13 protein-coding genes are annotated in these 21,851 nt (G+C 58.5%); 10 read left to right on the top strand and 3 right to left on the bottom strand.

The window, feature by feature from the left end; genetic code table 11:
* Position 1: 1 nt before the first annotated feature.
* The 5 genes from ntrB (at position 2) to B3511_RS11185 (ending at position 9,705) form a co-directional block, all read left to right on the top strand.
* Positions 2-883, top strand: coding sequence for a nitrate ABC transporter permease (gene ntrB, locus B3511_RS11205; RefSeq protein WP_040075249.1), 882 nt, complete (start codon positions 2-4; stop codon positions 881-883).
* Positions 884-892: 9 nt separating this feature from the next.
* Positions 893-1,681 carry an ABC transporter ATP-binding protein gene (locus B3511_RS11200; protein ID WP_040075250.1) on the top strand — a complete coding sequence of 263 codons (789 nt, stop codon included), beginning with the start codon at positions 893-895 and terminating at the stop codon, positions 1,679-1,681.
* A gap of 9 nt (positions 1,682-1,690) precedes the next feature.
* On the top strand, positions 1,691-5,677 hold the full coding sequence (gene nirB / locus B3511_RS11195) for a nitrite reductase large subunit NirB (protein WP_286782363.1): 3,987 nt from the start codon (positions 1,691-1,693) through the stop codon (positions 5,675-5,677).
* A complete protein-coding gene (locus B3511_RS11190) occupies positions 5,674-8,223 on the top strand; it encodes a nitrate reductase (RefSeq protein ID WP_286782361.1) in 2,550 nt (849 codons plus the stop codon). Before nirB ends, B3511_RS11190 begins: the two co-directional genes overlap by 4 nt.
* Positions 8,224-8,298: 75 nt before the next feature.
* The gene (locus B3511_RS11185; RefSeq protein ID WP_046885189.1) at positions 8,299-9,705 is read left to right on the top strand and encodes a YchO/YchP family invasin; all 1,407 of its coding nucleotides are present in this window, start codon (positions 8,299-8,301) and stop codon (positions 9,703-9,705) included.
* On the opposite strand, the gene narL is transcribed toward B3511_RS11185, so the two are convergent.
* Together narL and narX are read right to left on the bottom strand one after the other, a co-directional pair.
* Positions 9,706-10,356, bottom strand: coding sequence for a two-component system response regulator NarL (gene narL / locus B3511_RS11180; protein ID WP_040075254.1), 651 nt, complete (start codon positions 10,354-10,356; stop codon positions 9,706-9,708).
* Positions 10,349-12,145: a nitrate/nitrite two-component system sensor histidine kinase NarX gene (narX, locus tag B3511_RS11175; RefSeq protein WP_040075255.1), complete on the bottom strand. Its 1,797-nt coding sequence runs from the start codon at positions 12,143-12,145 to the stop codon at positions 10,349-10,351. Before narX ends, narL begins: the two co-directional genes overlap by 8 nt.
* Positions 12,146-12,453: 308 nt before the next feature.
* On the opposite strand from narX, the gene B3511_RS11170 reads away from it, so the two are divergent.
* From B3511_RS11170 to narI, 5 genes are all read left to right on the top strand, one after another.
* A complete protein-coding gene (locus B3511_RS11170; protein WP_286782358.1) occupies positions 12,454-13,851 on the top strand; it encodes a NarK family nitrate/nitrite MFS transporter in 1,398 nt (465 codons plus the stop codon).
* A 382-nt stretch (positions 13,852-14,233) separates the two neighbouring features.
* Entirely contained in the window at positions 14,234-17,977 is a 3,744-nt protein-coding gene (locus tag B3511_RS11165) for a nitrate reductase subunit alpha (RefSeq protein WP_286782356.1), read from the top strand.
* The gene (gene narH, locus B3511_RS11160) at positions 17,974-19,509 is read left to right on the top strand and encodes a nitrate reductase subunit beta (RefSeq protein ID WP_040075258.1); all 1,536 of its coding nucleotides are present in this window, start codon (positions 17,974-17,976) and stop codon (positions 19,507-19,509) included. The genes B3511_RS11165 and narH overlap by 4 nt, the downstream gene beginning before the upstream one ends.
* Positions 19,506-20,216, top strand: coding sequence for a nitrate reductase molybdenum cofactor assembly chaperone (gene narJ, locus B3511_RS11155; protein ID WP_040075259.1), 711 nt, complete (start codon positions 19,506-19,508; stop codon positions 20,214-20,216). The genes narH and narJ overlap by 4 nt, the downstream gene beginning before the upstream one ends.
* On the top strand, positions 20,216-20,893 hold the full coding sequence (narI, locus tag B3511_RS11150; RefSeq protein WP_286782353.1) for a respiratory nitrate reductase subunit gamma: 678 nt from the start codon (positions 20,216-20,218) through the stop codon (positions 20,891-20,893). Before narJ ends, narI begins: the two co-directional genes overlap by 1 nt.
* Here narI and B3511_RS11145 read toward each other — a convergent pair.
* The gene (locus B3511_RS11145; RefSeq protein ID WP_286782351.1) at positions 20,890-21,786 is read right to left on the bottom strand and encodes a DMT family transporter; all 897 of its coding nucleotides are present in this window, start codon (positions 21,784-21,786) and stop codon (positions 20,890-20,892) included. The genes narI and B3511_RS11145 overlap by 4 nt on opposite strands.
* Between the last annotated feature and the right edge of the window lie 65 nt (positions 21,787-21,851).

Here is a 21,851-nt window from a genome sequence, read left to right as displayed (position 1 = left end):
TATGAAACATCTGCAAAACACCAAAGCGGCGGTGGAGACGCCCGTCACCGGGGAAGTCATTACGCTGCCGCCGGTTCAGGTGCGTCGGCGCGCCCCGGCATTTGCCCGCCGAATGAACGGTTTTTTACAACAGCTTATCCCGGCCGTACTGGGTCTTGGGTTGCTGGTGCTCTGCTGGCAGCTGGCCGCCATCAACAGTAAAGGTTTCCCTACGCCGCTCAGCACTCTGGAGTCGGCGAGAACCCTGTTTGCAGATCCGTTCTATCGTGACGGGCCAAACGACATGGGTATCGGCTGGAATGTGCTGGCCTCGCTGCAGCGCGTGGCGGTGGGGTTCGGCCTCGCCGCGCTGGTGGGGATCCCTCTTGGCTTCCTGATTGGCCGTTTTGTCTTCTTCTCACGCATGTTCACCCCGCTTGTCGCGCTGCTGCGGCCGGTCAGTCCGCTGGCCTGGCTGCCGATTGGTCTGCTGCTATTCCAGAAAGCCGAACCGGCCTCCAGCTGGACCATTTTTATCTGCTCTATCTGGCCGATGGTGATCAACACCGCCGAGGGGGTACGCCGCATACCGGAGGACTACCTCAACGTGGCGCGGGTGCTGCAACTCTCCGAGTGGACCGTGATGCGCCGCATTCTCTTCCCCGCCGTATTGCCTGCGGTACTCACCGGGGTGCGCCTCTCAATTGGTATTGCCTGGCTGGTGATTGTCGCCGCCGAGATGCTAACCGGCGGACTGGGTATCGGCTTCTGGATCTGGAACGAGTGGAACAACCTCAATGTTGAAAACATTCTCATCGCCATCGTCATTATCGGCGTGGTCGGGTTACTGCTGGAGCAGGGGCTGATGCTCATCGCCCGCCGCTTCAGCTGGCAGGATAAATAAGGAGCGCAAATGAAACCATTAATTCAGGTCCAGGCCGTTAGCCAGCGTTTTTCCACCGCCAGCGGCGAGTTTCTGGCGCTGCAGAATGTCTCGTTCGATATCCACGAAGGGGAAACCGTCAGCCTGATTGGCCACTCCGGCTGCGGGAAATCGACGCTGCTAAATCTGATTGCCGGGATTACGTTGCCCACCGAAGGGGGACTGATTTGCGATAACCGCGAAATCGCCGGGCCGGGACCGGAGCGGGCGGTGGTCTTCCAGAATCACTCCCTGCTGCCGTGGCTCACCTGCTTCGACAATGTGGCGCTGGCGGTGGATCAGGTCTTTCGCCGCACCATGAGCAAGGCTGAGCGTAAAGAGTGGATTGAGCACAATCTCGACCGCGTGCAGATGGGCCACGCCCTGCACAAGCGCCCGGGAGAGATCTCGGGCGGCATGAAGCAGCGTGTCGGCATCGCCCGGGCGCTGGCCATGAAGCCAAAAGTCCTGCTAATGGATGAGCCGTTCGGCGCGCTTGATGCCCTGACCCGTGCCCATCTGCAGGACTCCGTGATGAACATTCAGCAGGCGCTTAACACCACCATTGTGTTGATTACTCACGACGTCGACGAGGCGGTGCTGCTCTCGGACCGGGTGCTGATGATGACCAACGGCCCGGCGGCGACGGTGGGGGAGATCCTGCGCGTCGACCTGCCGCGCCCGCGCAACCGGGTGCAGCTGGCGGACGATAGCCGGTATCACCACATGCGTCAGCAGATCCTGCACTTCCTCTACGAAAAACAGCCGAAAGCGGCCTGAGGACTCTCTATGCGACTGGTCATCATCGGCAACGGCATGGCGGCAACGCGGCTGATTGAGGCACTGACAGCCCGTGCTCCAGGTCGCTTTGCTATCACCGCGATCGGCGATGAGCCGTGTCACGCCTATAACCGCATTCAGCTTTCACCCCTACTGGGGGGCGAGAAGGCGTTTGCCGACATCGGTTATCACGATGACGACTGGTATCAACAGCGCGGGGTCGAGGTCATTAACGGCGAGCAGGTGGTTCGGGTCGATATCGCGGCCCGTTTACTTCATACCGATGCGCGTAGCCTGGCGTGGGATGAACTTGTATTCGCCACCGGCTCGCAGCCTATCGTGCCGCCGATCCCGGGCAGTCACCAGCCGCATGTTTTTACCTTTCGTACCCAGGCCGATGTTGAAGCCATTCTCTCGACCCCTGGCCCTGCGGTGGTGCTGGGCGGCGGGGTGCTCGGCGTTGAAGCCGCTGCGGCGTTGAAACGAAGCTGTGACAACGTCACTTTGGTGCATCGCGGCCCCTGGCTGATGGATCAGCAGCTGGATCAGCAGGCCGGAGCCTTGCTGGAAGAGGCCCTGTGCGAGCGCGGTATTCACAGCGAGCTGGAGTGCGCCATCCGCGAGATCCACCCCCAGCACGTCACGCTCAGCACCGGGCGAGACCTCTGTGCCACCCGCGTGCTACTGGCGACGGGAGTGAAACCCCGCATCGCGCTGGCCCAGGAGAGCGGGGTCCCGTGCGGGCGCGGCATCCTGGTGAACCAGCAGATGCAGAGTGCCATTGAGGGCGTTAGCGCCATTGGCGAATGTTGCGAACTGGACGGCCAGACCTGGGGAGTGGTCGCCCCTTGTCTGGCGCAGGCGGAGGTGCTGGCGGCGCGGCTGGCAGGAGAATATTGCGCACCCTTTGCCGCCACTGAAAGCGGGATGCGCCTGAAGGTGACAGGGATAGAGCTCTTCAGCGCCGGTCAGGTCGCGGCCGGAGAGGGGGATGCCCTCTGGACCAGCTGGGATCCCCTGACCCGGCACTATCGTCGATTACTGATTCGCGACGGCAGGCTTGCGGGCGTGCTGTTGCTGGGAGAGTGCCGCAGCGCGGCAACCTTCACGGACTTACTGGCTCAGTCAGAACCCGCCCAGGCGGACTGGCTGTTCGATCGATTCACAACGCAGCCGCAGGTTGCAGGACAGAACGCTATGACAAAACCAACGTTGGTGGTGGTAGGGCACGGTATGGTCGGTCACCATTTTCTGGAAGAGTGCGTAAAACACAATCTGCACCAGCAATATCAGATTGTAGTCTTTGGCGAGGAGCGATACGCCGCCTATGACCGCGTCCATCTTTCTGAATATTTTGCCGGACGCAGCGCCGACTCTCTGTCGATGGTTGAGGGGGATTTCTTTGCCGATCATGGGATCGAACTGCGCCTTTCCCGGCAGGTGGTGGCGATCGATCGCGATGCACGCGTTGTGCGGTCTGCCTCGGGGCATGAAACCCACTGGGACAAGCTGGTCCTGGCAACCGGCTCTTATCCCTTTGTGCCGCCGGTGCCGGGGCATGATCTGCCGGGTTGCTTTGTCTACCGTACCCTCGACGATCTGGACCAGATCGCCGCACAGGCGAAAAATTCGCGTACCGGGGTGGTCATTGGCGGCGGGCTGCTGGGGCTCGAAGCCGCCAACGCCCTGAAACAGCTGGGGCTGGAAACGCATGTAGTGGAGTTTGCCCCCAATCTGATGGCGGTGCAGCTCGACAACGACGGGGCAGCCATGCTGCGACGCAAAATCGAAGCCCTCGGGGTAGGGGTACACACCAGCAAAGCGACCAGCGAAATTACCATGACGCAGGCCGGTCTGGTGCTGCGCTTTGCCGACGGCGGCGAGCTGGCGACCGATATGGTGGTCTTCTCGGCGGGGATCCGCCCCCAGGACGCCCTGACCCGGGCGAGCGGGCTTCAGCTCGGCGAACGCGGCGGAATTTGCATTGATAACCAGTGCCGCACGCCGGATAAGGATATCTATGCGATTGGTGAATGCGCCCTGTGGGAGGGCAAGATCTACGGGCTGGTCGCCCCGGGTTATCAGATGGCCCGCGTGGCCGCCGCCACCCTTGCCGGTGAAGAAAGCGGTTTTACAGGGGCGGATATGAGCACCAAGCTCAAGCTGCTGGGGGTGGATGTCGCCTCGTTTGGCGATGCACATGGCCGCACGCCGGGCGCTCTGTGCTATCAGTGGACGCACGGCCCGCAGCAGATCTATAAAAAAATCGTGGTCAGCGCCGACAACAAAACCCTGCTGGGGGGCGTGCTGGTAGGCGATGCAGCAGAGTACGCCACCCTGGTGCAGATGATGCTCAACGGCATTGCGCTGCCGAAAGATCCGGAGACCCTGATCCTGCCCGCCAGCGTCGGGAACGCGCCGAAAGCCCTCGGCGTGGCGGCCCTGCCGGAGAGCGCGCAAATCTGTTCCTGTCATAACGTCAGCAAAGGGGATATCTGCCAGGCGGTCAGCAGCGGCGCGGGCGATATGGGGGCCATCAAGCAGTGCACCAAAGCGGCCACCGGCTGCGGCGGCTGCAGCGCGCTGGTGAAGCAGGTGATGGAGTACCAACTGGCGGCCCAGGGTGTGGAGGTGAAAAAAGATATTTGTGAACACTTCCCCTACTCACGCCAGGAGATCTACCACCTGGTTCGCGTCAACCGCATTCATACCTTTGATCAGCTGATTAGCCGCTACGGCAGGGGCCACGGGTGTGAAATCTGTAAACCGCTGGTGGGATCGGTGCTGGCATCGTGCTGGAACGAATACCTGCTGAAGCCGGCGCATCTGCCCCTGCAGGACACCAACGATCGCTACTTCGCCAATATTCAAAAAGATGGCACCTACTCGGTAGTGCCGCGGATGGCCGCCGGAGAGGTGACCGCGGACGGGCTGATCGCCATCGGGCAGATCGCCAAACGTTATCAACTCTACAGCAAAATCACCGGCGGGCAGCGTATCGATCTCTTTGGTGCCCGGCTGGATCAATTACCGGACATCTGGCGCGAGCTGGTCGCGGCGGGTTTCGAAACCGGGCATGCCTACGGTAAATCGCTGCGCACCGTCAAATCCTGCGTGGGGTCGACCTGGTGCCGTTACGGGGTGCAGAACTCCACCGGTCTCGCCGTCACCCTGGAGAATCGCTACAAGGGATTGCGGGCCCCGCACAAAATCAAAATGGCCGTCTCCGGCTGTACGCGCGAGTGCGCTGAAGCCCAGAGCAAAGACGTGGGGGTGATTGCCACCGATAAGGGCTGGAATCTCTATCTGTGCGGTAACGGCGGCATGAAGCCGCGCCATGCCGATCTCTTCGCCAGCGATCTTGACGACGCGACCCTGATCCGTCTGGTGGATCGCTTCCTGATGTTCTATATCCGCACCGCCGATCGTCTGCAGCGTACCAGTACCTGGATGGATAACCTTGAAGGAGGGCTGGAGTATCTTCGTGAGGTAATCATTGAAGACAGCCTCGGTATTGCCGCGGAGCTGGAGCAAGAGATGGCGCGCGTGGTGGATACCTACCAGTGCGAATGGCAAACCACCCTTGCGGATCCTCACCGTCTGGCGTTGTTCCGCAGTCAGGTTAACGAGGCGGCACCGGTTCAGCACAAACGCTGGCAGGCGATCTGCGGGATTGACGAGATCCCCGAGCAGGCCGGGATTGGCGCCCGACTGGGTGAACAACAGATTGCGCTGTTCCGCTTTGGCAAAGCGGTCTATGCGCTGGACGATCTGGAGCCGGGCAGCAGCGCGAATGTGCTGTCGCGCGGTATTCTGGGCGACGCGGGCGGCGAGCCGGTGGTGATTTCGCCACTCTATAAAACGCGCATTCGCCTGCGCGATGGCCGCCAGTGTGATACCGGTGAGCAGGCCGTGCGCGCCTGGCCGGTTAAAATCGAAGGCAATCAGGTGTGGGTCAGCAGCGAAGCGCTGCTCATGCGCGCGGAGGCCTCATGAGTGAAACCCGAACCACCTGTCCCTACTGCGGCGTAGGCTGCGGCGTAGTGGCCCGCGTTGAGGCGGGTTCCGTCACCGTGCGGGGTGATGAGCAGCACCCGGCCAACTTTGGGCGACTGTGCGTCAAAGGTTCTGCGCTCGGGGAGACCACGGGATTAGCAGGCCGGTTATTGCAACCAGAGCTGGATAACCAGCCGGTGAGCTGGCCCCGGGCGCTGGATGCGGCGGGTCAGCGGCTGCGTGAAATTATTGACCGCTTCGGCCCGCAGGCAGTGGCGTTTTATGCCTCGGGCCAGCTGTTGACGGAAGACTACTACGCTGCCAACAAGCTCATGAAGGGATTCATCGGCGCCGGCAACATCGACACCAACTCACGGCTCTGCATGTCGTCAGCGGTGGTGGGATACAAGCGCGCCTTTGGGGAAGATATGGTGCCGTGCAGTTATCAGGACATCGAAAACAGCGATCTGGTGGTGCTGGCAGGCTCGAACGCCGCCTGGACCCATCCGGTGCTCTATCAACGTCTGGTGCAGGCGCGCGCAGCGAATCCGGCGCTGAAGGTGGTGGTTATCGATCCCCGTCGTACCGCCACCTGCGATATCGCCGACCTGCATATTAATCTGGCGCCGGGCAGCGATGCGGGACTCTTTGTCGGCTTGCTTAATGCGCTTGGCGCGGGCGATAGCGAGGCCCAACAGCGGGCGCGCGACTGGCCTGTGAGCCGGGTGGCGGCCTTCTGCGAACTGCCCACCAGGGTCGTGGAGACCTTCTATCAGTGGTTTATCGCCGCCCCGCGGGCCATTACGCTCTACACCATGGGCATTAACCAGTCCGCCAGCGGCAGCGACAAATGCAATGCCATCATCAACGTCCATATTGCCAGCGGCAAAATCGATCGCGAAGGGTGCGGCCCCTTTTCGCTGACCGGGCAGCCAAATGCGATGGGAGGCCGCGAGGTGGGCGGGCTGGCCAATCAGCTGGCGGCACACATGAATTTTGAGCCGGACGATCTTAGCCGGGTGGCCCGTTTCTGGGGTACAGAGCGGCTGGCGCAAACGCCGGGGTTGATGGCGGTAGAGTTGTTTGATGCCATCGCCCGGGGCGAGGTGAAGGCGGTCTGGATCATGGGCACCAATCCGGCGGTGTCGCTGCCCGATAGCCACACGGTGTGCCAGGCGCTGGCTGCCTGTCCGCTGGTGATCGTCTCTGAGGTGATGCGCGACACCGACACCAGCCGTTTCGCCCATGTACGCTTTCCGGCGCTGGGCTGGGGCGAAAAGGAGGGCACCGTCACCAACTCCGAGCGGCGTATCTCGCGCCAGCGGGCGTTTTTGCCCGCCCCAGGCGAGGCGAAACCCGACTGGTGGATTATCGCCCGTATCGCAGAGCAGCTTGGGCACGGCGCGGCCTTTAGCTGGCAACATCCCCATGAAATCTTCTGTGAACATGCCGCGCTCACGGCATTCGAAAACCCGGGCACGCGGGCGCTAAATCTGGGAGCGCTGGCAAATCTGAGCCGGGAACAGTGGGATACGCTCACCCCCTGGCAGTGGCCGCTGGACAGGGCGCGCCTGCAACGGGCCCAACTGGTGGCGGTTACGCCGCAGCGGCACGGCGCCACGCCAGAGGCGCTGTACCCCTTCATTCTTAACAGCGGGCGGGTGCGCGATCAGTGGCATACCATGACCCGTACCGGTTACGTAGCCAGATTAATGCAGCACTGCGACGAACCGACGGTGGAGGTAAGCGTCAGCGATGCCGCGCGCCTGGGGCTGCACGACGATCGGCTGGCCCGCATCAGCTCCCCTCGCGGGGTGATGGTGGCCCGGATCCGCGTCAGCAAGGCCCTGCGCGACGGCGAGCTCTTCGCCCCCATGCACTGGAACAGCGTCTTTGCCCGTCAGGGGAAGATCAACGCGCTGGTGGAAGGGCTGCGCGATCCGCTCTCCGGTCAGCCAGAGTGCAAACAGACTGCGGTTCGGGTCATGCCCTGGCAGCCCGGGTGGCAGGGGGAGCTCTACAGCCGCGAGGCGCCGGAACTGCCCGGTTATGTCACCTGGTGGCGTAAAGCGGCAACCGGTGTGCAGCGGTTTACGCTGGCCGCGGACCGACCGCTGCTGGAGGAATTAATGAATCACTGCAGCGCACGCGGCTGGCAACTGCAGGTGGCCCAGAGCGGGACGCAGAGTAACCTGCTGGCCTGGCACAATGGCGCGCTGATGCTGGGGTTCTGGAGCGGCACCGAACGCCCCGAACTGGCGCATCAGGCCATTAGCGAAGCCTTTGACCAGCCGCCCCGGACGCTGGATGCCCGGCATGCTCTGCTCAGCGGGCAGGGGGCGAACGAGCGCCCCGCGCAGGGGCGCATCGTCTGCAGCTGTTTTAGCGTCGGGGAGGAGGCGATCCGTCAGGCGATTGCCGGGGGATGTGAGTCGGCAGTTGCCCTGGGCGCCGCACTGCGCTGTGGCACCAACTGCGGCTCCTGCATTCCGGAGCTAAAAGGGCTGCTGGCGCAGTGTCAGGTTATTCCTGAAAATTCCCCTTAAGGCTGCAAAAGGCGTCACAAAACGTTAAAGTATGGGGGTGTTTTTGATTTTCACAGGGCCCCCTTTACGACATTAATGGCTGTGTTACCTCGCGTCAGAATCCTGATCCCGATCCTTCTTTCCCTCGCTGGAAGCGTTACTGCTGCGCCTAACACCTTCGTTGAACAGGCACAAAATCCTTTCGATAACAATAACGATGGCTTACCCGATCTCGGCCTCGCCCGTCCTACCGGTGAGGGCGAGAAACATCTGGCGGAGATGGCAAAAGCCTTTGGTGAAGCCAGCATGACCGACAACGGCCTGACAACCGAGGAGCAGGCCCGGCTGTTTGCCTTCGGCCAGGTGCGGGATGTGGTGAGCGAGCAGGTCAATCAGCAAATCGAATCCTGGCTTCAGCCCTGGGGCAACGCCAGCGTTGATCTGCTGGTAGATCAGGAGGGGAATTTCACCGGCAGCCACGGTAGCTGGTTTATTCCCTGGCAGGATAACAACCGTTTTCTGAGCTATAGCCAGATGGGTTTAACCCAGCAGGAGGACGGGCTGGTCGGTAATGCGGGGGTGGGGCAGCGTTGGATTGCCGGCAACTGGCTGGTGGGCTACAACACTTTCTATGACAACCTGCTGGATGAAAACCTGCAGCGTGCGGGCGTGGGGGCCGAGGCGTGGGGTGAATATTTGCGGCTTTCAGCCAACTACTATCATCCGCTGGCCAGCTGGCGCAACGCCACTGCGCTGGAGGAGCAGCGGATGGCGCGGGGGTACGACGTGACCGCCAGAGCCTGGCTGCCGTTCTACCATCACCTCAATACCAGCGTCAGCTTCGAACAATATTTTGGCGATAACGTCGATCTGTTTCACAGCGGTACCGGCTACCATAATCCGCTGGCGGTGAACCTGGGGCTGGATTACACCCCCATCCCGCTGTTGACCTTTACCGCAGCCCATAAACAGGGCGAGAGCGGCGTAAGTCAGAACAACCTTGGGCTGAAGGTAAATTATCGCTTTGGCGTACCGCTAAAAAAACAGCTCTCGGCCAGCGAAGTCGCCGCGAGCCGATCGCTACGCGGCAGTCGCTACGATCCGGTTGAGCGCCAGAACCTGCCGGTGATGGAGTTTCGCCAGCGTAAGACGCTCTCCGTTTGGCTGGCTACACCCCCCTGGGATCTGAAGCCGGGCGAGACGGTGATGCTCAAATTGCAAATACGCAGTGCTCACGGCGTGCGTCAATTGCACTGGCAGGGAGATGCTCAGGCGCTGAGTCTGACCTCGCCGGCTAACGCGAATGACAGCGATGGCTGGAGCATCATTATGCCCGCCTGGGATGATAGCGAAGGGGCGAGTAACCGCTGGCGGTTGTCAGTGGTGGTGGAAGATGAAAAGGGGCAGCGTGTCTCCTCCAATGAGATCACGCTCGCGCTGACGGAACCGCTGCTGGCGGCGCCTGCAGATGACCCGCGCTGGAACTTGCTGCCGGAAGAGTGATTAGAAAATACGCTCCTGATGGACCCATACCGCCGCTTCAACGCGGGATTTCAGCTTCATCTTTTTCAGCATATGTTTTACATGCACTTTTACCGTGCTTTCGGTGATATCCAGACGACGAGCAATCATTTTGTTCGGCAACCCCTGGGCAATCAGCTTCAGGATATCGCGCTCACGTGGAGTCAACTGGCTGACGTCACGATCTGAGGTGGCGCGGTTGGCGCGCAGGCTGGCGGCCAGCACCGGGGTAAGAGCCTCGCTCAGAACCATTTCACCGGCGGCGGCTTGCTGCAGCGCTTTGAGCAGATCTTCCGGCTCCATATCTTTCAGCAGATACCCATCCGCACCACGCTTGAGCGCGGTAACGACATCTTCTTCATGATTGGAGACGCTAAAGACCACCACGCGGCCTGAGAGCGAGCGTTCACGCAGCTTATCCAGCGTCTCCAGACCGTTCATCCCCGGCATGTTGAGATCGAGCAAGATCAGATCCGGGTCGAGGGCATCGGCAAGTTCAATACCCTGCTCGCCATTGCTGGCCTCACCGACCACCGTAATGTCCTGCGCCATGCTGATCAGTTGTTTCACGCCGGTGCGCAGCATCGGATGATCGTCGATTAACAGGATTGTGGCTGGCTCCTGGTTAGTCATCATGTTCTCCTTGAGAAGATAAATGGGGCTTTTCGGGAATAAAGGTCACCACCACTTCGGTACCGCCGGTGTCGACCCGACGTACCTGGCAATCCCCGCGCAGACTCTGCGCACGGTCTCGCATAATGATTAAACCGTAGTGGTTACTTCGTTCGGCATTTTCCGGCAGGCCGCAGCCGTTGTCGCGGACCCGGAGTCGAACCTGATTTTCATGTTGACTCACGGTCAGCGTCACCGCCGTGGCACCGGAATGTTTCAACGCATTGCTTAACGCTTCCCGGGCAATTTGCAGCAGATGGATCGCCTGATGGGAGGGGACAAAGCGCGGCGGCAACTGGTAATCGAGCTGCACCGGGAAACCGAGTCGGGCACTATACTCCTGGCAGCTGGCCTCCAGCGCCGGGCGCAGGCCTGGCTCAGTCAGCTGCAGGCGGAAGGTAGTGAGCAGCTCGCGAAGCTGTACCCAGGAGGTATTCAGCTCGTTGCGGATCTGGCTCAACAGCTGTTTGCTGCTCTCAGGCAGCCCCTCGTCCTGCATCTGCAGGCAGCTCACCTGCATCTTCATACAGGAGAGCGACTGGGCAATAGAGTCGTGCAGTTCGCGCGCAATGGTAGCGCGCTCTTCCATTACGATAAGCTGCTGCTGTTTTTCCTGATGTCGGTCGAGGGCCAGCGTAGCCGTCAGCTGCTCGACCAGCGTATCCACCAGTTGCTGCTGATCGTGGCTGAGATGGCGGCCAGCGGGCAGCGTCGCCAGTAAGATCCCGTACTGATAGAGGTTATCGGCCAGCCGCCACTTAAGCGGGGTGCCGCTGGTGGTCAGGGGAGGGAGATGTCGCGGGCAGAGATGACAGCCGATTTCGTCGCAACTCATGTCCGACTGGCAGGTAAACTCCTGATGATTCTCTTCATCCTCCACGTCGTAGACGCGCAGTTCGATATCATGCAGCAAAGTCAGATTCTGTAACCCATTCAGTACCGGCGACAGACGTTCGCACAGCGGTACCCGGGAGTGCAGGCGGCGATTGGCCTGCCAGAGGAAAGAGAGGATCTCATTTTTTTGTTCAAGGCCGGCGGTCTTTTCGCGTACCCGCTGTTCGAGCACCGCATAGCTCTCTGCCAGTTCAGCAGACATGGTATTCAGGGCATCGCCCAGCATCGCCATCTCGTTACGACCGCTAATATTCGCGCGACGAGTAAAGTCGCGCTCGGTGACGGCGCGCGCCATAGCCAGCAATTGCCGCCAGGGGTGCAGCAACTTTGCACGTAGCCAGATGATGGTAAAGACCAGCAGCAAACACATAAATACCGTCATCAGCCGGTGCAGGAATACCACTCGCTCAATGCGTTTTTCCGTACTCAGATCGATGGCGGTGACCAGAGCGTCGATGCGCCCGACAAAGGTCGCGACATCCCCGGCCACGCTGTCTGCGCTTTGCGCCTGCTTAAGCCCCGGAGCCAGTTGGCCGTGCCAGTAACCCTGCAGCGCCTGCAGCTGGGCTTGTTGCCCGTCGCGTTGTGCCGCTCTTTGCAGGTCTTTGCTGAAGGCCGTTTTCTCCATCTCGTCGAGTAGCGGTTGATCTTTCTCTTCGAGCGGTACGGCCGCCAGTAGCCGGTAGCTCTGCATCCGCAACGATCCGGCTTTGTTTATCGCATGCGCACTGCCTTGCACGCCCTGTACCAGCCAGCCAGAGATCGCCATGCCGGTCACCCCTATAGCGGTAGACAGCAACACAATCAGCACCAGTTGATTAACCAGGGTGAGCGGCGAAAAACAGCGTTTAAACATAGGGCGGTGTGGCTCCTGACAATGCCTGGACTCGGAGGAGCCTTATTCTCGGGCATACCCTGGAGTATACCCATACCTCTAAAGGATTACCCACAAATTGCCATAAGTATGATGAATGGGAGGAGACGCGAGGGCGGTATGAGCAGTAGCGTGAAAAACCACACCTTTTTAAGCGTTAAATACTACTCACTTCGAGTGATGTGGAAATTTTTAACAAATTTTCGCCCACTTTTCCTTTGATTTGCATCAACTTACCGCCAGCTTAAAACCCTAATGTTTGCAGCATCTTTTGATAATCAGAGGTGTCTATGAGTCACTCATCTGCCCCAAAGCGGGCAACAGGGGCTGTTATTACAGAATGGCGTCCGGAAGATCCGGCATTCTGGCAACAGCGCGGTCAACGTGTTGCAAGTCGTAATTTATGGATTTCCGTGCCTTGTCTGCTGCTGGCGTTCTGCGTCTGGATGCTGTTCAGTGCGGTAGCGGTTAACTTACCCAAAGTGGGTTTTAATTTTACCACCGATCAACTCTTTATGCTGACGGCCTTACCGTCGTTGTCCGGGGCGCTGCTGCGCGTTCCTTATGCCTTTATGGTGCCTGTGTTTGGTGGCCGCCGCTGGACGGCGTTCAGCACCGGCATCATGATCATTCCTTGCGTGTGGCTGGGTTTTGCGGTGCAGGACACCTCTACGCCGTTTAGCGTCTTTGTCATCATCTCACTGCTGTGCGGCTTTGCCGGCGCAAACTTCGCGTCCAGTATGGCGAATATCAGCTTCTTCTTCCCGAAAGCCAAGCAGGGTGGTGCGCTGGGCATTAACGGTGGACTGGGGAACATGGGGGTGAGCGTGATGCAGCTGCTTGCTCCGCTGGCTATTTCCATGTCCATCTTCGCTGTCTTCGGCGGAACCGGGGTTGAGCAACCGGATGGTTCCTCTCTGTACCTCGAAAATGCTGCCTGGATCTGGGTACCCTTCCTCGTGGTCTTTACCCTGGCGGCGTGGTTCTTTATGAACGATCTGTCAGCATCGAAGGCCTCTCTGAGCGAGCAGTTGCCGGTGCTGAAGCGCGCGCACCTGTGGGTGATGGCATTACTGTATCTGGCGACCTTCGGCTCCTTTATCGGTTTCTCTGCGGGTTTTGCCATGCTGTCAAAAACGCAGTTCCCGGAAGTCCAGATCCTGCACTTCGCCTTCTTTGGTCCATTCATTGGCGCACTGGCACGTTCTCTGGGCGGTATGGTGTCTGACCGACTGGGCGGCACCCGCGTAACGCTGGTGAACTTTGTGGTGATGGCCATCTTCTGTGCGCTGCTGTTCATGACACTGCCATCGCACGGGGAAGGGGGCAGTTTTATTGCCTTCTTTGGGGTATTTATGGTGCTGTTCCTGACCGCCGGACTGGGAAGCGCTTCAACGTTCCAGATGATCTCAGTTATTTTCCGTAAGCTGACCATGGATCGCGTCAAAGCCCAGGGCGGCAGTGAAGAGCAGGCGATGCGTGAAGCGGGTACCGACACCGCCGCGGCGCTGGGCTTTATCTCGGCGATTGGCGCGATTGGCGGCTTCTTTATCCCTAAAGCCTTTGGTATCTCCCTTGAGCTGACCGGCTCACCGGCCGGTGCCATGAAAATCTTCCTTGTTTTCTATATCGTCTGCGTCCTGGTGACCTGGCTGGTATATGGCCGTAATTCCAATAAAAATAAGTAATATTTGATTATCCGTTTGCGCGGCTCGATGCCGCGCTTTTTTTTAGCCGTAATTAGTTACAACATACTTAACGGTGTGGGCAGTCGGGTAGCCCATGCAGCAGTGTGATCGCCATCGTCTGACAGGGCTACCTACCCCTTAATACCTCCGGGCAGAAATGACCCCTTGCATATTGTACGATAAATAAATAATATCCTTTAAAAACAAATAATTAATAGATTTATCTTTATACCGCTTTGGTGGTATGGCTTCGTTTGTCCTTTGCTCCAGACCCCCTTCGCCTTGATCGTTATCAATTCTCACCATCTTTCATAGCGTTACCTTCGCGGCAAATCAGCAATGTCGATTTAGAGAGCCACAGGCTCCACACAGGAGATACCCGATGAGCAAATTTTTGGACCGGTTTCGCTACTTCAAACAGAAGGGCGAAACTTTTGCCGATGGGCACGGCCAGGTTCTGGAGACCAACCGGGACTGGGAAGACGGTTACCGTCAACGCTGGCAGCATGACAAAGTTGTGCGTTCTACCCACGGCGTAAACTGCACTGGCTCATGTAGCTGGAAAATTTTCGTTAAAAATGGTCTGGTGACCTGGGAAGTCCAGCAAACCGATTACCCGCGCACCCGCCCGGACCTGCCAAACCACGAGCCGCGCGGCTGCCCGCGTGGTGCCAGCTACTCCTGGTACCTCTACAGTGCTAACCGTCTGAAATACCCGCTGATGCGTAAACGCCTGATGAAAATGTGGCGTGAGGCGAAGGTTCAGCACAGCGATCCGGTTGATGCCTGGGCCTCTATTATTGAAGACGCTGACAAAGCGAAAAGCTTTAAACAGGCGCGTGGTCGCGGCGGGTTTGTTCGCTCTTCCTGGCAAGAGGTGAACGAGCTGATTGCCGCGTCTAACGTCTACACCGTGAAAACGTACGGTCCGGACCGCGTGGCTGGCTTCTCGCCGATCCCGGCGATGTCGATGGTCTCTTACGCCTCCGGCGCCCGCTACCTCTCCCTGATTGGCGGCACCTGCCTGAGCTTCTATGACTGGTACTGCGATTTACCGCCAGCGTCTCCGCAGACCTGGGGTGAGCAGACCGACGTGCCTGAATCGGCTGACTGGTATAACTCCAGCTACATCCTGGCATGGGGTTCTAACGTACCGCAGACCCGTACCCCGGATGCCCACTTCTTTACTGAAGTGCGTTACAAAGGCACCAAAACCGTTGCCATCACGCCGGACTACGCAGAAATCGCTAAACTGTGCGACCTGTGGCTGGCACCGAAGCAGGGTACCGATGCCGCGATGGCGCTGGCGATGGGCCACGTTATGCTGCGTGAGTTCCATCTCGATAAACCGAGCCAGTATTTCACCGACTACGTGCGTCGTTACACCGATTTCCCGATGCTGGTGATGCTCGAAGAGCGCGATGGCTACTATGCGGCAGGCCGCATGCTGCGCGCCGCCGATCTGGTGGATGCGCTTGGTCAGGAAAATAACCCGGAGTGGAAAACCGTTGCCTGTAACAGCAATGGTGAGCTGGTTGCACCTAACGGCTCTATCGGTTTCCGCTGGGGTGAGAAGGGTAAATGGAACCTGGAGCAGCGCGACGGCACCTCCGGCGAAGAAACCCAGCTGCGTCTCAGCATGCTGGGCAGCCAGGATGAGATCGCTGACGTTGGCTTCCCGTACTTTGGCGGCGAAGGCACCGAACATTTCAATAAGGTTGAGCTGAACAACGTCCTGATGCACAAACTGCCGGTGAAACGCCTGCAGCTGGCAGATGGTTCAACTGCCCTGGTGACCACCGTTTACGATCTGACCATGGCCAACTATGGCCTGGAGCGCGGTCTGAACGATGAAAACTGCGCCACCGGCTATGAAGAAGTGAAAGCCTATACCCCGGCCTGGGCTGAACAGATCACCGGCGTACCAGCCGCGCAGATCACTCGCATTGCCCGCGAATTTGCGGAGAACGCCGACAAAACGCACGGCCGTTCAATGATTATCGTCGGTGCGGGTCTGAACCACTGGTACCACCTCGATATGAACTATCGCGGTCTGATCAACATGCTGGTCTTCTGTGGCTGTGTCGGTCAGAGCGGCGGCGGCTGGGCACACTATGTTGGCCAGGAAAAACTGCGTCCGCAGACCGGCTGGCAGCCGCTGGCGTTTGCTCTCGACTGGCAGCGTCCGGCTCGTCATATGAACAGCACCTCCTATTTCTACAACCACTCCAGCCAGTGGCGCTACGAGACGGTCACCGCGCAGGAACTGCTGTCGCCAACGGCGGATAAATCCCGTTATAGCGGCCACCTGATCGACTTCAACGTGCGCGCTGAGCGTATGGGCTGGCTGCCGTCTGCGCCACAGCTGGGTACCAACCCGCTGCGTATCGCAGAAGAGGCGAAGAGAGCGGGTATGTCGCCGGTGGATTACACCGTCAAATCACTGAAAGAGGGCGCTATCCGCTTTGCGGCGGAGCAGCCTGAAAACGGTAAAAACCATCCGCGTAACCTGTTTATCTGGCGCTCTAACCTGCTGGGCTCTTCCGGTAAAGGTCACGAGTTCATGCTGAAATACCTGCTCGGTACCGACCACGGTATCCAGGGCAAAGATCTCGGCAAGCAGGGCGGCGTGAAGCCTGAAGAAGTGGAATGGAAAGATAACGGTCTGGACGGCAAGCTGGATCTGGTGGTGACCCTGGACTTCCGTCTGTCGAGCACCTGCCTGTACTCCGATATCGTTCTGCCAACCGCGACCTGGTACGAAAAAGACGACATGAATACCTCGGATATGCATCCGTTTATTCATCCGCTGTCTGCCGCCGTTGACCCGGCTTGGGAATCGAAAAGCGACTGGGAAATCTACAAAGGCATCGCGAAGAAATTCTCCGAAGTGTGCGTGGGTCATCTGGGTAAAGAGACCGACGTGGTTACGCTGCCAATCCAGCATGACTCTGCTGCCGAACTGGCGCAGCCGCTGGACGTAAAAGACTGGAAAAAAGGCGAGTGCGACCTGATCCCGGGCGTCACCGCGCCGCACATCATTCCGGTGGAACGTGACTACCCGGCAACTTACGAGCGCTTTACCTCTATCGGCCCGCTGATGGAGAAAATCGGTAACGGCGGGAAAGGGATTGCCTGGAATACCCAGAGCGAAATGGACCTGCTGCGTAAGCTCAATTACACCAAAGCAGAGGGCCCGGCCAAAGGCCAGCCAATGCTTAACACCGCCATTGATGCTGCAGAGATGATCCTCACGCTGGCACCGGAAACGAACGGTCAGGTGGCCGTGAAGGCCTGGGCTGCGCTCAGCGAGTTCACCGGTCGTGACCACACTCATCTGGCGCTGAATAAAGAAGACGAGAAAATCCGCTTCCGCGATATTCAGGCCCAGCCGCGTAAAATCATCTCCAGCCCGACCTGGTCAGGCCTGGAAGATGAGCATGTTTCTTACAACGCGGGTTATACCAACGTTCACGAGCTGATCCCATGGCGCACCCTGACCGGACGTCAGTCCCTCTATCAGGATCACCAGTGGATGCGCGACTTCGGTGAAAGCCTGCTGGTTTACCGTCCACCAATCGACACCCGTTCGGTAAAAGCGGTGATGGGTGAGAAGTCCAACGGCAACCCTGAGAAAGCACTGAACTTCCTGACGCCGCACCAGAAATGGGGTATCCACTCCACCTACAGCGACAACCTGCTGATGCTGACGCTGGGTCGTGGTGGGCCAATTGTCTGGATGAGCGAGGCGGATGCGAAGGATCTGGGCATTAAAGATAACGACTGGATCGAAGTGTTCAACAGCAACGGTTCATTAACCGCCCGTGCGGTAGTGAGCCAGCGTGTACCGGCAGGTATGACCATGATGTACCACGCGCAGGAACGTATCGTGAACATTCCTGGCTCAGAAATTACCGAGCAGCGCGGCGGTATCCATAACTCCGTCACCCGTATTACGCCGAAGCCAACCCACATGATCGGCGGCTATGCGCAGCTGGCCTACGGCTTTAACTACTACGGTACGGTAGGGTCTAACCGCGATGAGTTCGTGGTGGTTCGTAAGATGAAGAATATTAACTGGTTAGATGGCGAAGGTAATGACCAGGTACAGGAGAGCGTAAAATGAAAATTCGTTCACAAGTCGGCATGGTGCTGAATCTGGATAAATGCATCGGCTGTCATACCTGCTCAGTCACCTGTAAAAACGTCTGGACCAGCCGTGAAGGTACGGAATATGCCTGGTTCAACAACGTTGAAACCAAGCCAGGCACCGGTTTCCCGACCAACTGGGAAGACCAGGAAAAATACAAGGGCGGCTGGATCCGCAAAATCAACGGCAAAATTCAGCCGCGCATGGGTAACCGTGCCATGTTGCTGGGTAAAATCTTCGCAAACCCGCATCTGCCGGGCATCGACGATTACTACGAGCCGTTTGATTTTGACTATCAGAACCTGCATAACGCCGCAGAAGGTAAGCACCAGCCGATTGCACGCCCTCGCTCCCTGATCACCGGGCAGCGCATGAATAAGATCGAGAAAGGTCCGAACTGGGAAGACGATCTGGGCGGTGAGTTCGAGAAGCTGTCGAAAGACAAAAACTTCGAGAACATGCAAAAGGCGATGTACGGCCAGTTTGAAAACACCTTCATGATGTACCTGCCGCGTCTGTGCGAACACTGCCTTAACCCGGCATGTGTGGCGACCTGTCCGAGCGGTGCTATCTACAAGCGTGAAGAGGACGGCATCGTACTGATTGACCAGGACAAGTGCCGCGGCTGGCGTATGTGTATCACTGGTTGCCCGTACAAGAAAATCTACTTCAACTGGAAGAGCGGTAAATCCGAGAAGTGCATCTTCTGCTATCCGCGTATCGAAGCCGGTATGCCGACGGTCTGTTCCGAAAGCTGCGTGGGCCGTATCCGTTACCTCGGCGTGCTGCTGTACGACGCGGACGCGATTGAAACTGCAGCCAGCACCGAAAACGAAAAAGATCTGTATCAGCGCCAGCTGGATGTGTTCCTCGATCCGAACGATCCGAAAGTGATTGCGCAGGCGCTGAAAGATGGCGTACCGCAGAGCGTGATCGACGCGGCGCAGCAATCGCCGGTGTACAAAATGGCGATGGACTGGAAGCTGGCGCTGCCGCTGCATCCGGAATACCGCACGCTGCCGATGGTCTGGTATGTTCCGCCTCTGTCTCCGATTCAGTCTGCGGCTGACGCAGGTGAACTGGGCAGCAATGGCATTCTGCCGGACGTAGAAAGCCTGCGTATCCCGGTTCAGTATCTGGCGAACCTGCTCACCGCAGGGGACACCCAGCCGGTTCTGCTGGCGCTGAAACGTATGCTGGCAATGCGTCACTTCAAACGTACTGAAACCGTGGACGGTGTGATTGATACCCGTGCCCTGGAAGAGGTAGGTCTGACGGAAGCGCAGGCGCAGGAGATGTACCGCTATCTGGCGATTGCGAACTACGAAGACCGTTTCGTGGTGCCGAGCAGCCACCGTGAGCAGGCGCGCGAAGCCTTCCCGGAAAAAAGCGGATGTGGTTTTACCTTTGGTGATGGTTGCCACGGGTCTGACACCAAATTCAACCTGTTCAACAGCCGCCGCATCGATGCCATGGATGTGACCAGCAAAACGGAGCCGCACCAATGATTGAACTTGTCATTGTTTCGCGTCTGCTCGAGTACCCGGATGCTGCGCTTGCGCAGCATCAACAGGAACTCTTCGATGCACTCGCGTCATCTGAAAATCTGGATAAAGCCGATGCCCAGAAGCTGGGCGTGTTCCTGCGCGATCTGCTTGCGCGCGATCTGCTTGATGCGCAGGCAGACTACAGCCAGCTGTTCGACCGTGGCCGCGCAACCTCGCTGCTGCTGTTCGAGCACGTACACGGTGAATCCCGCGACCGCGGTCAGGCGATGGTGGATCTGATGGCGCAGTACGAGCAGCATGGCCTGCAGCTCGACAGCCGTGAGCTGCCGGATCATCTGCCGCTCTATCTGGAGTATCTGGCGCAGTTGCCGAAAGAAGAGGCGCTGGGCGGTTTGCAGGATATCGCGCCGATTCTGGCGTTGCTGAACGCGCGTCTGCAACAGCGTGAAAGTGCGTATGCCGTTCTGTTCGAACTGCTGGTGAAACTGGCAAAAGCGGCAATCGACAGTGAGAAAGTGGCGGAAAAAATCGCGGACGAAGCCCGCGATGATACTCCACAGGCGCTGGATGCCGTCTGGGAAGAGGAGCAGGTGAAATTCTTTGCTGACCAGAATTGCGGCGAGTCTGAAATCTCGGCTCACCAGCGTCGTTTTGCCGGAGCCGTTGCCCCGCAATATTTGAATATCTCTAACGGAGGACAGCAATAATGCACTTCCTGAATATGTTCTTCTTTGACATCTACCCGTACATTGCGGGCACCGTATTCCTGGTGGGAAGCTGGCTGCGTTATGACTATGGCCAATATAGCTGGCGTGCGGCCTCCAGCCAGATGCTGGACCGCAAAGGGATGAACCTGGCCTCTAACCTGTTCCACATCGGGATCCTGGGGATTTTCGCCGGTCACTTCCTGGGGATGCTAACGCCGCACTGGATGTATGAAGCCTGGTTGCCGATCGAAGTGAAACAGAAAATGGCGATGCTGGCAGGCGGCGCCTGCGGGGTGATGACCCTGGTGGGGGGCTTATTACTGCTGAAACGCCGTCTGTTTAGCCCACGCGTGCGTGCGACGACTACCGGCGCGGATATTCTGATCCTTACCCTGCTGATGGTGCAGTGTGCGCTCGGCCTGCTGACCATTCCGTTCTCTGCGCAGCATATGGACGGCAGTGAGATGATGAAGCTCGTGGGGTGGGCCCAATCCGTGGTGACCTTCCACGGCGGGGCCTCTGAGCATCTGGACGGCGTGGCCTTTGTCTTCCGCCTGCACCTGGTGCTGGGGATGACGCTGTTTGTGCTGTTCCCGTTCTCACGTTTGGTGCACATCTGGAGCGCGCCGGTTGAGTATCTGACGCGCAGATACCAGCTGGTACGTGCCCGTCGCTAATCCACCGTTTTGATATCAACCCCGCACTCGCGGGGTTTTTTTTCGCCCCAGCCCAGATTGTTACCCGCCGCCGCAAACAGTATCAGTGCGCCGCCCGCCAGCTGTGTCAGATTCAGTGAGTGACCAAACACCAGGTTATCGACCAGGATAGCCACTACCGGATAGATAAAAGAGAGGGAGCCGGTGATGGGCGTTGGTAGTTTCTGAATCGCGCTGTAGAGCAACTGATACATGATGCCGGTATGGACGACCCCAAGGGTGAGCAAAATGGGCCACGGGAAGTCGCCCGAAAACGTTGGCATATGCGCCATCGGCAACAGCATCACCACCCCCACCAGTACCTGGATAAAGGCAATATGTTGCGGCGTGACGGAGGAGAGCTTACGGGTAATGATTGCTGTAAGCGCATAGAAAAAAGCCGCGCCGAGCGCCAGCCCGATGCCCGTAAGCCATTCAGCGTTATGGCCACCGGTAAGTTCACTGGAGAGCAAAATCACCACGCCCGTAAAAGCGAGCAGCAGCCACCCCCATTTCACCAGACTGACGCGTTCTCCTAAAAACATCCCCATCATTACCAGCATGAAAGGCTGAGTGTTATAGACCACGGTCGACAGCCCTATCGAGATGCGCGTATAGGCCGCGAAGAGAAGTAACCAGTTCACCACCAGGGCGACCCCGCCGATAACTGCCAGCGCCAGTGCAGTGCGGGTGAGGGTGCTGAACGGTTTATTGCCGATCCGAATAAAAGCCAGCAGCGTTACGGCGCCGATCGCGCAGCGCCAGAAAACGACGTCCGTCACCGGCAGACCAGAAAGAAGAACAAACGCGCCAATTGAGCCTGAAATGAGCATCGCCAGACCCATCTGCCAGACGCCTTTATGAATATCTTGCATCGCACACCTCCTGATTGAGACTCTATTGTCGAAAAAGTCTGATATGTTTTACAGAGAGGAAATAA

The organism is Leclercia sp. UBA1284 (assembly GCF_002308415.1).
GTDB lineage: Bacteria > Pseudomonadota > Gammaproteobacteria > Enterobacterales > Enterobacteriaceae > Enterobacter > Enterobacter pneumoniae.
The sequence above is the reverse complement of the archived record's forward strand: the minus strand, read 5'-3'. Positions and strand labels throughout refer to the sequence as shown.

Excerpts from the sequence above, each read along its gene's own strand:
- narL (WP_040075254.1), bottom strand. The coding sequence starts at position 10,356 with ATGACTAACCAGGAGCCAGCCACAATCCTGTTAATCGACGATCATCCG.
- narJ (WP_040075259.1), top strand. The coding sequence starts at position 19,506 with ATGATTGAACTTGTCATTGTTTCGCGTCTGCTCGAGTACCCGGATGCT.
- B3511_RS11145 (WP_286782351.1), bottom strand. The coding sequence starts at position 21,786 with ATGCAAGATATTCATAAAGGCGTCTGGCAGATGGGTCTGGCGATGCTC.
- B3511_RS11165 (WP_286782356.1), top strand. The coding sequence starts at position 14,234 with ATGAGCAAATTTTTGGACCGGTTTCGCTACTTCAAACAGAAGGGCGAA.
- ntrB (WP_040075249.1), top strand. The coding sequence starts at position 2 with ATGAAACATCTGCAAAACACCAAAGCGGCGGTGGAGACGCCCGTCACC.
- B3511_RS11190 (WP_286782361.1), top strand. The coding sequence starts at position 5,674 with ATGAGTGAAACCCGAACCACCTGTCCCTACTGCGGCGTAGGCTGCGGC.
- narX (WP_040075255.1), bottom strand. The coding sequence starts at position 12,145 with ATGTTTAAACGCTGTTTTTCGCCGCTCACCCTGGTTAATCAACTGGTG.
- narH (WP_040075258.1), top strand. The coding sequence starts at position 17,974 with ATGAAAATTCGTTCACAAGTCGGCATGGTGCTGAATCTGGATAAATGC.
- nirB (WP_286782363.1), top strand. The coding sequence starts at position 1,691 with ATGCGACTGGTCATCATCGGCAACGGCATGGCGGCAACGCGGCTGATT.
- B3511_RS11170 (WP_286782358.1), top strand. The coding sequence starts at position 12,454 with ATGAGTCACTCATCTGCCCCAAAGCGGGCAACAGGGGCTGTTATTACA.
- B3511_RS11185 (WP_046885189.1), top strand. The coding sequence starts at position 8,299 with ATGGCTGTGTTACCTCGCGTCAGAATCCTGATCCCGATCCTTCTTTCC.
- B3511_RS11200 (WP_040075250.1), top strand. The coding sequence starts at position 893 with ATGAAACCATTAATTCAGGTCCAGGCCGTTAGCCAGCGTTTTTCCACC.
- narI (WP_286782353.1), top strand. The coding sequence starts at position 20,216 with ATGCACTTCCTGAATATGTTCTTCTTTGACATCTACCCGTACATTGCG.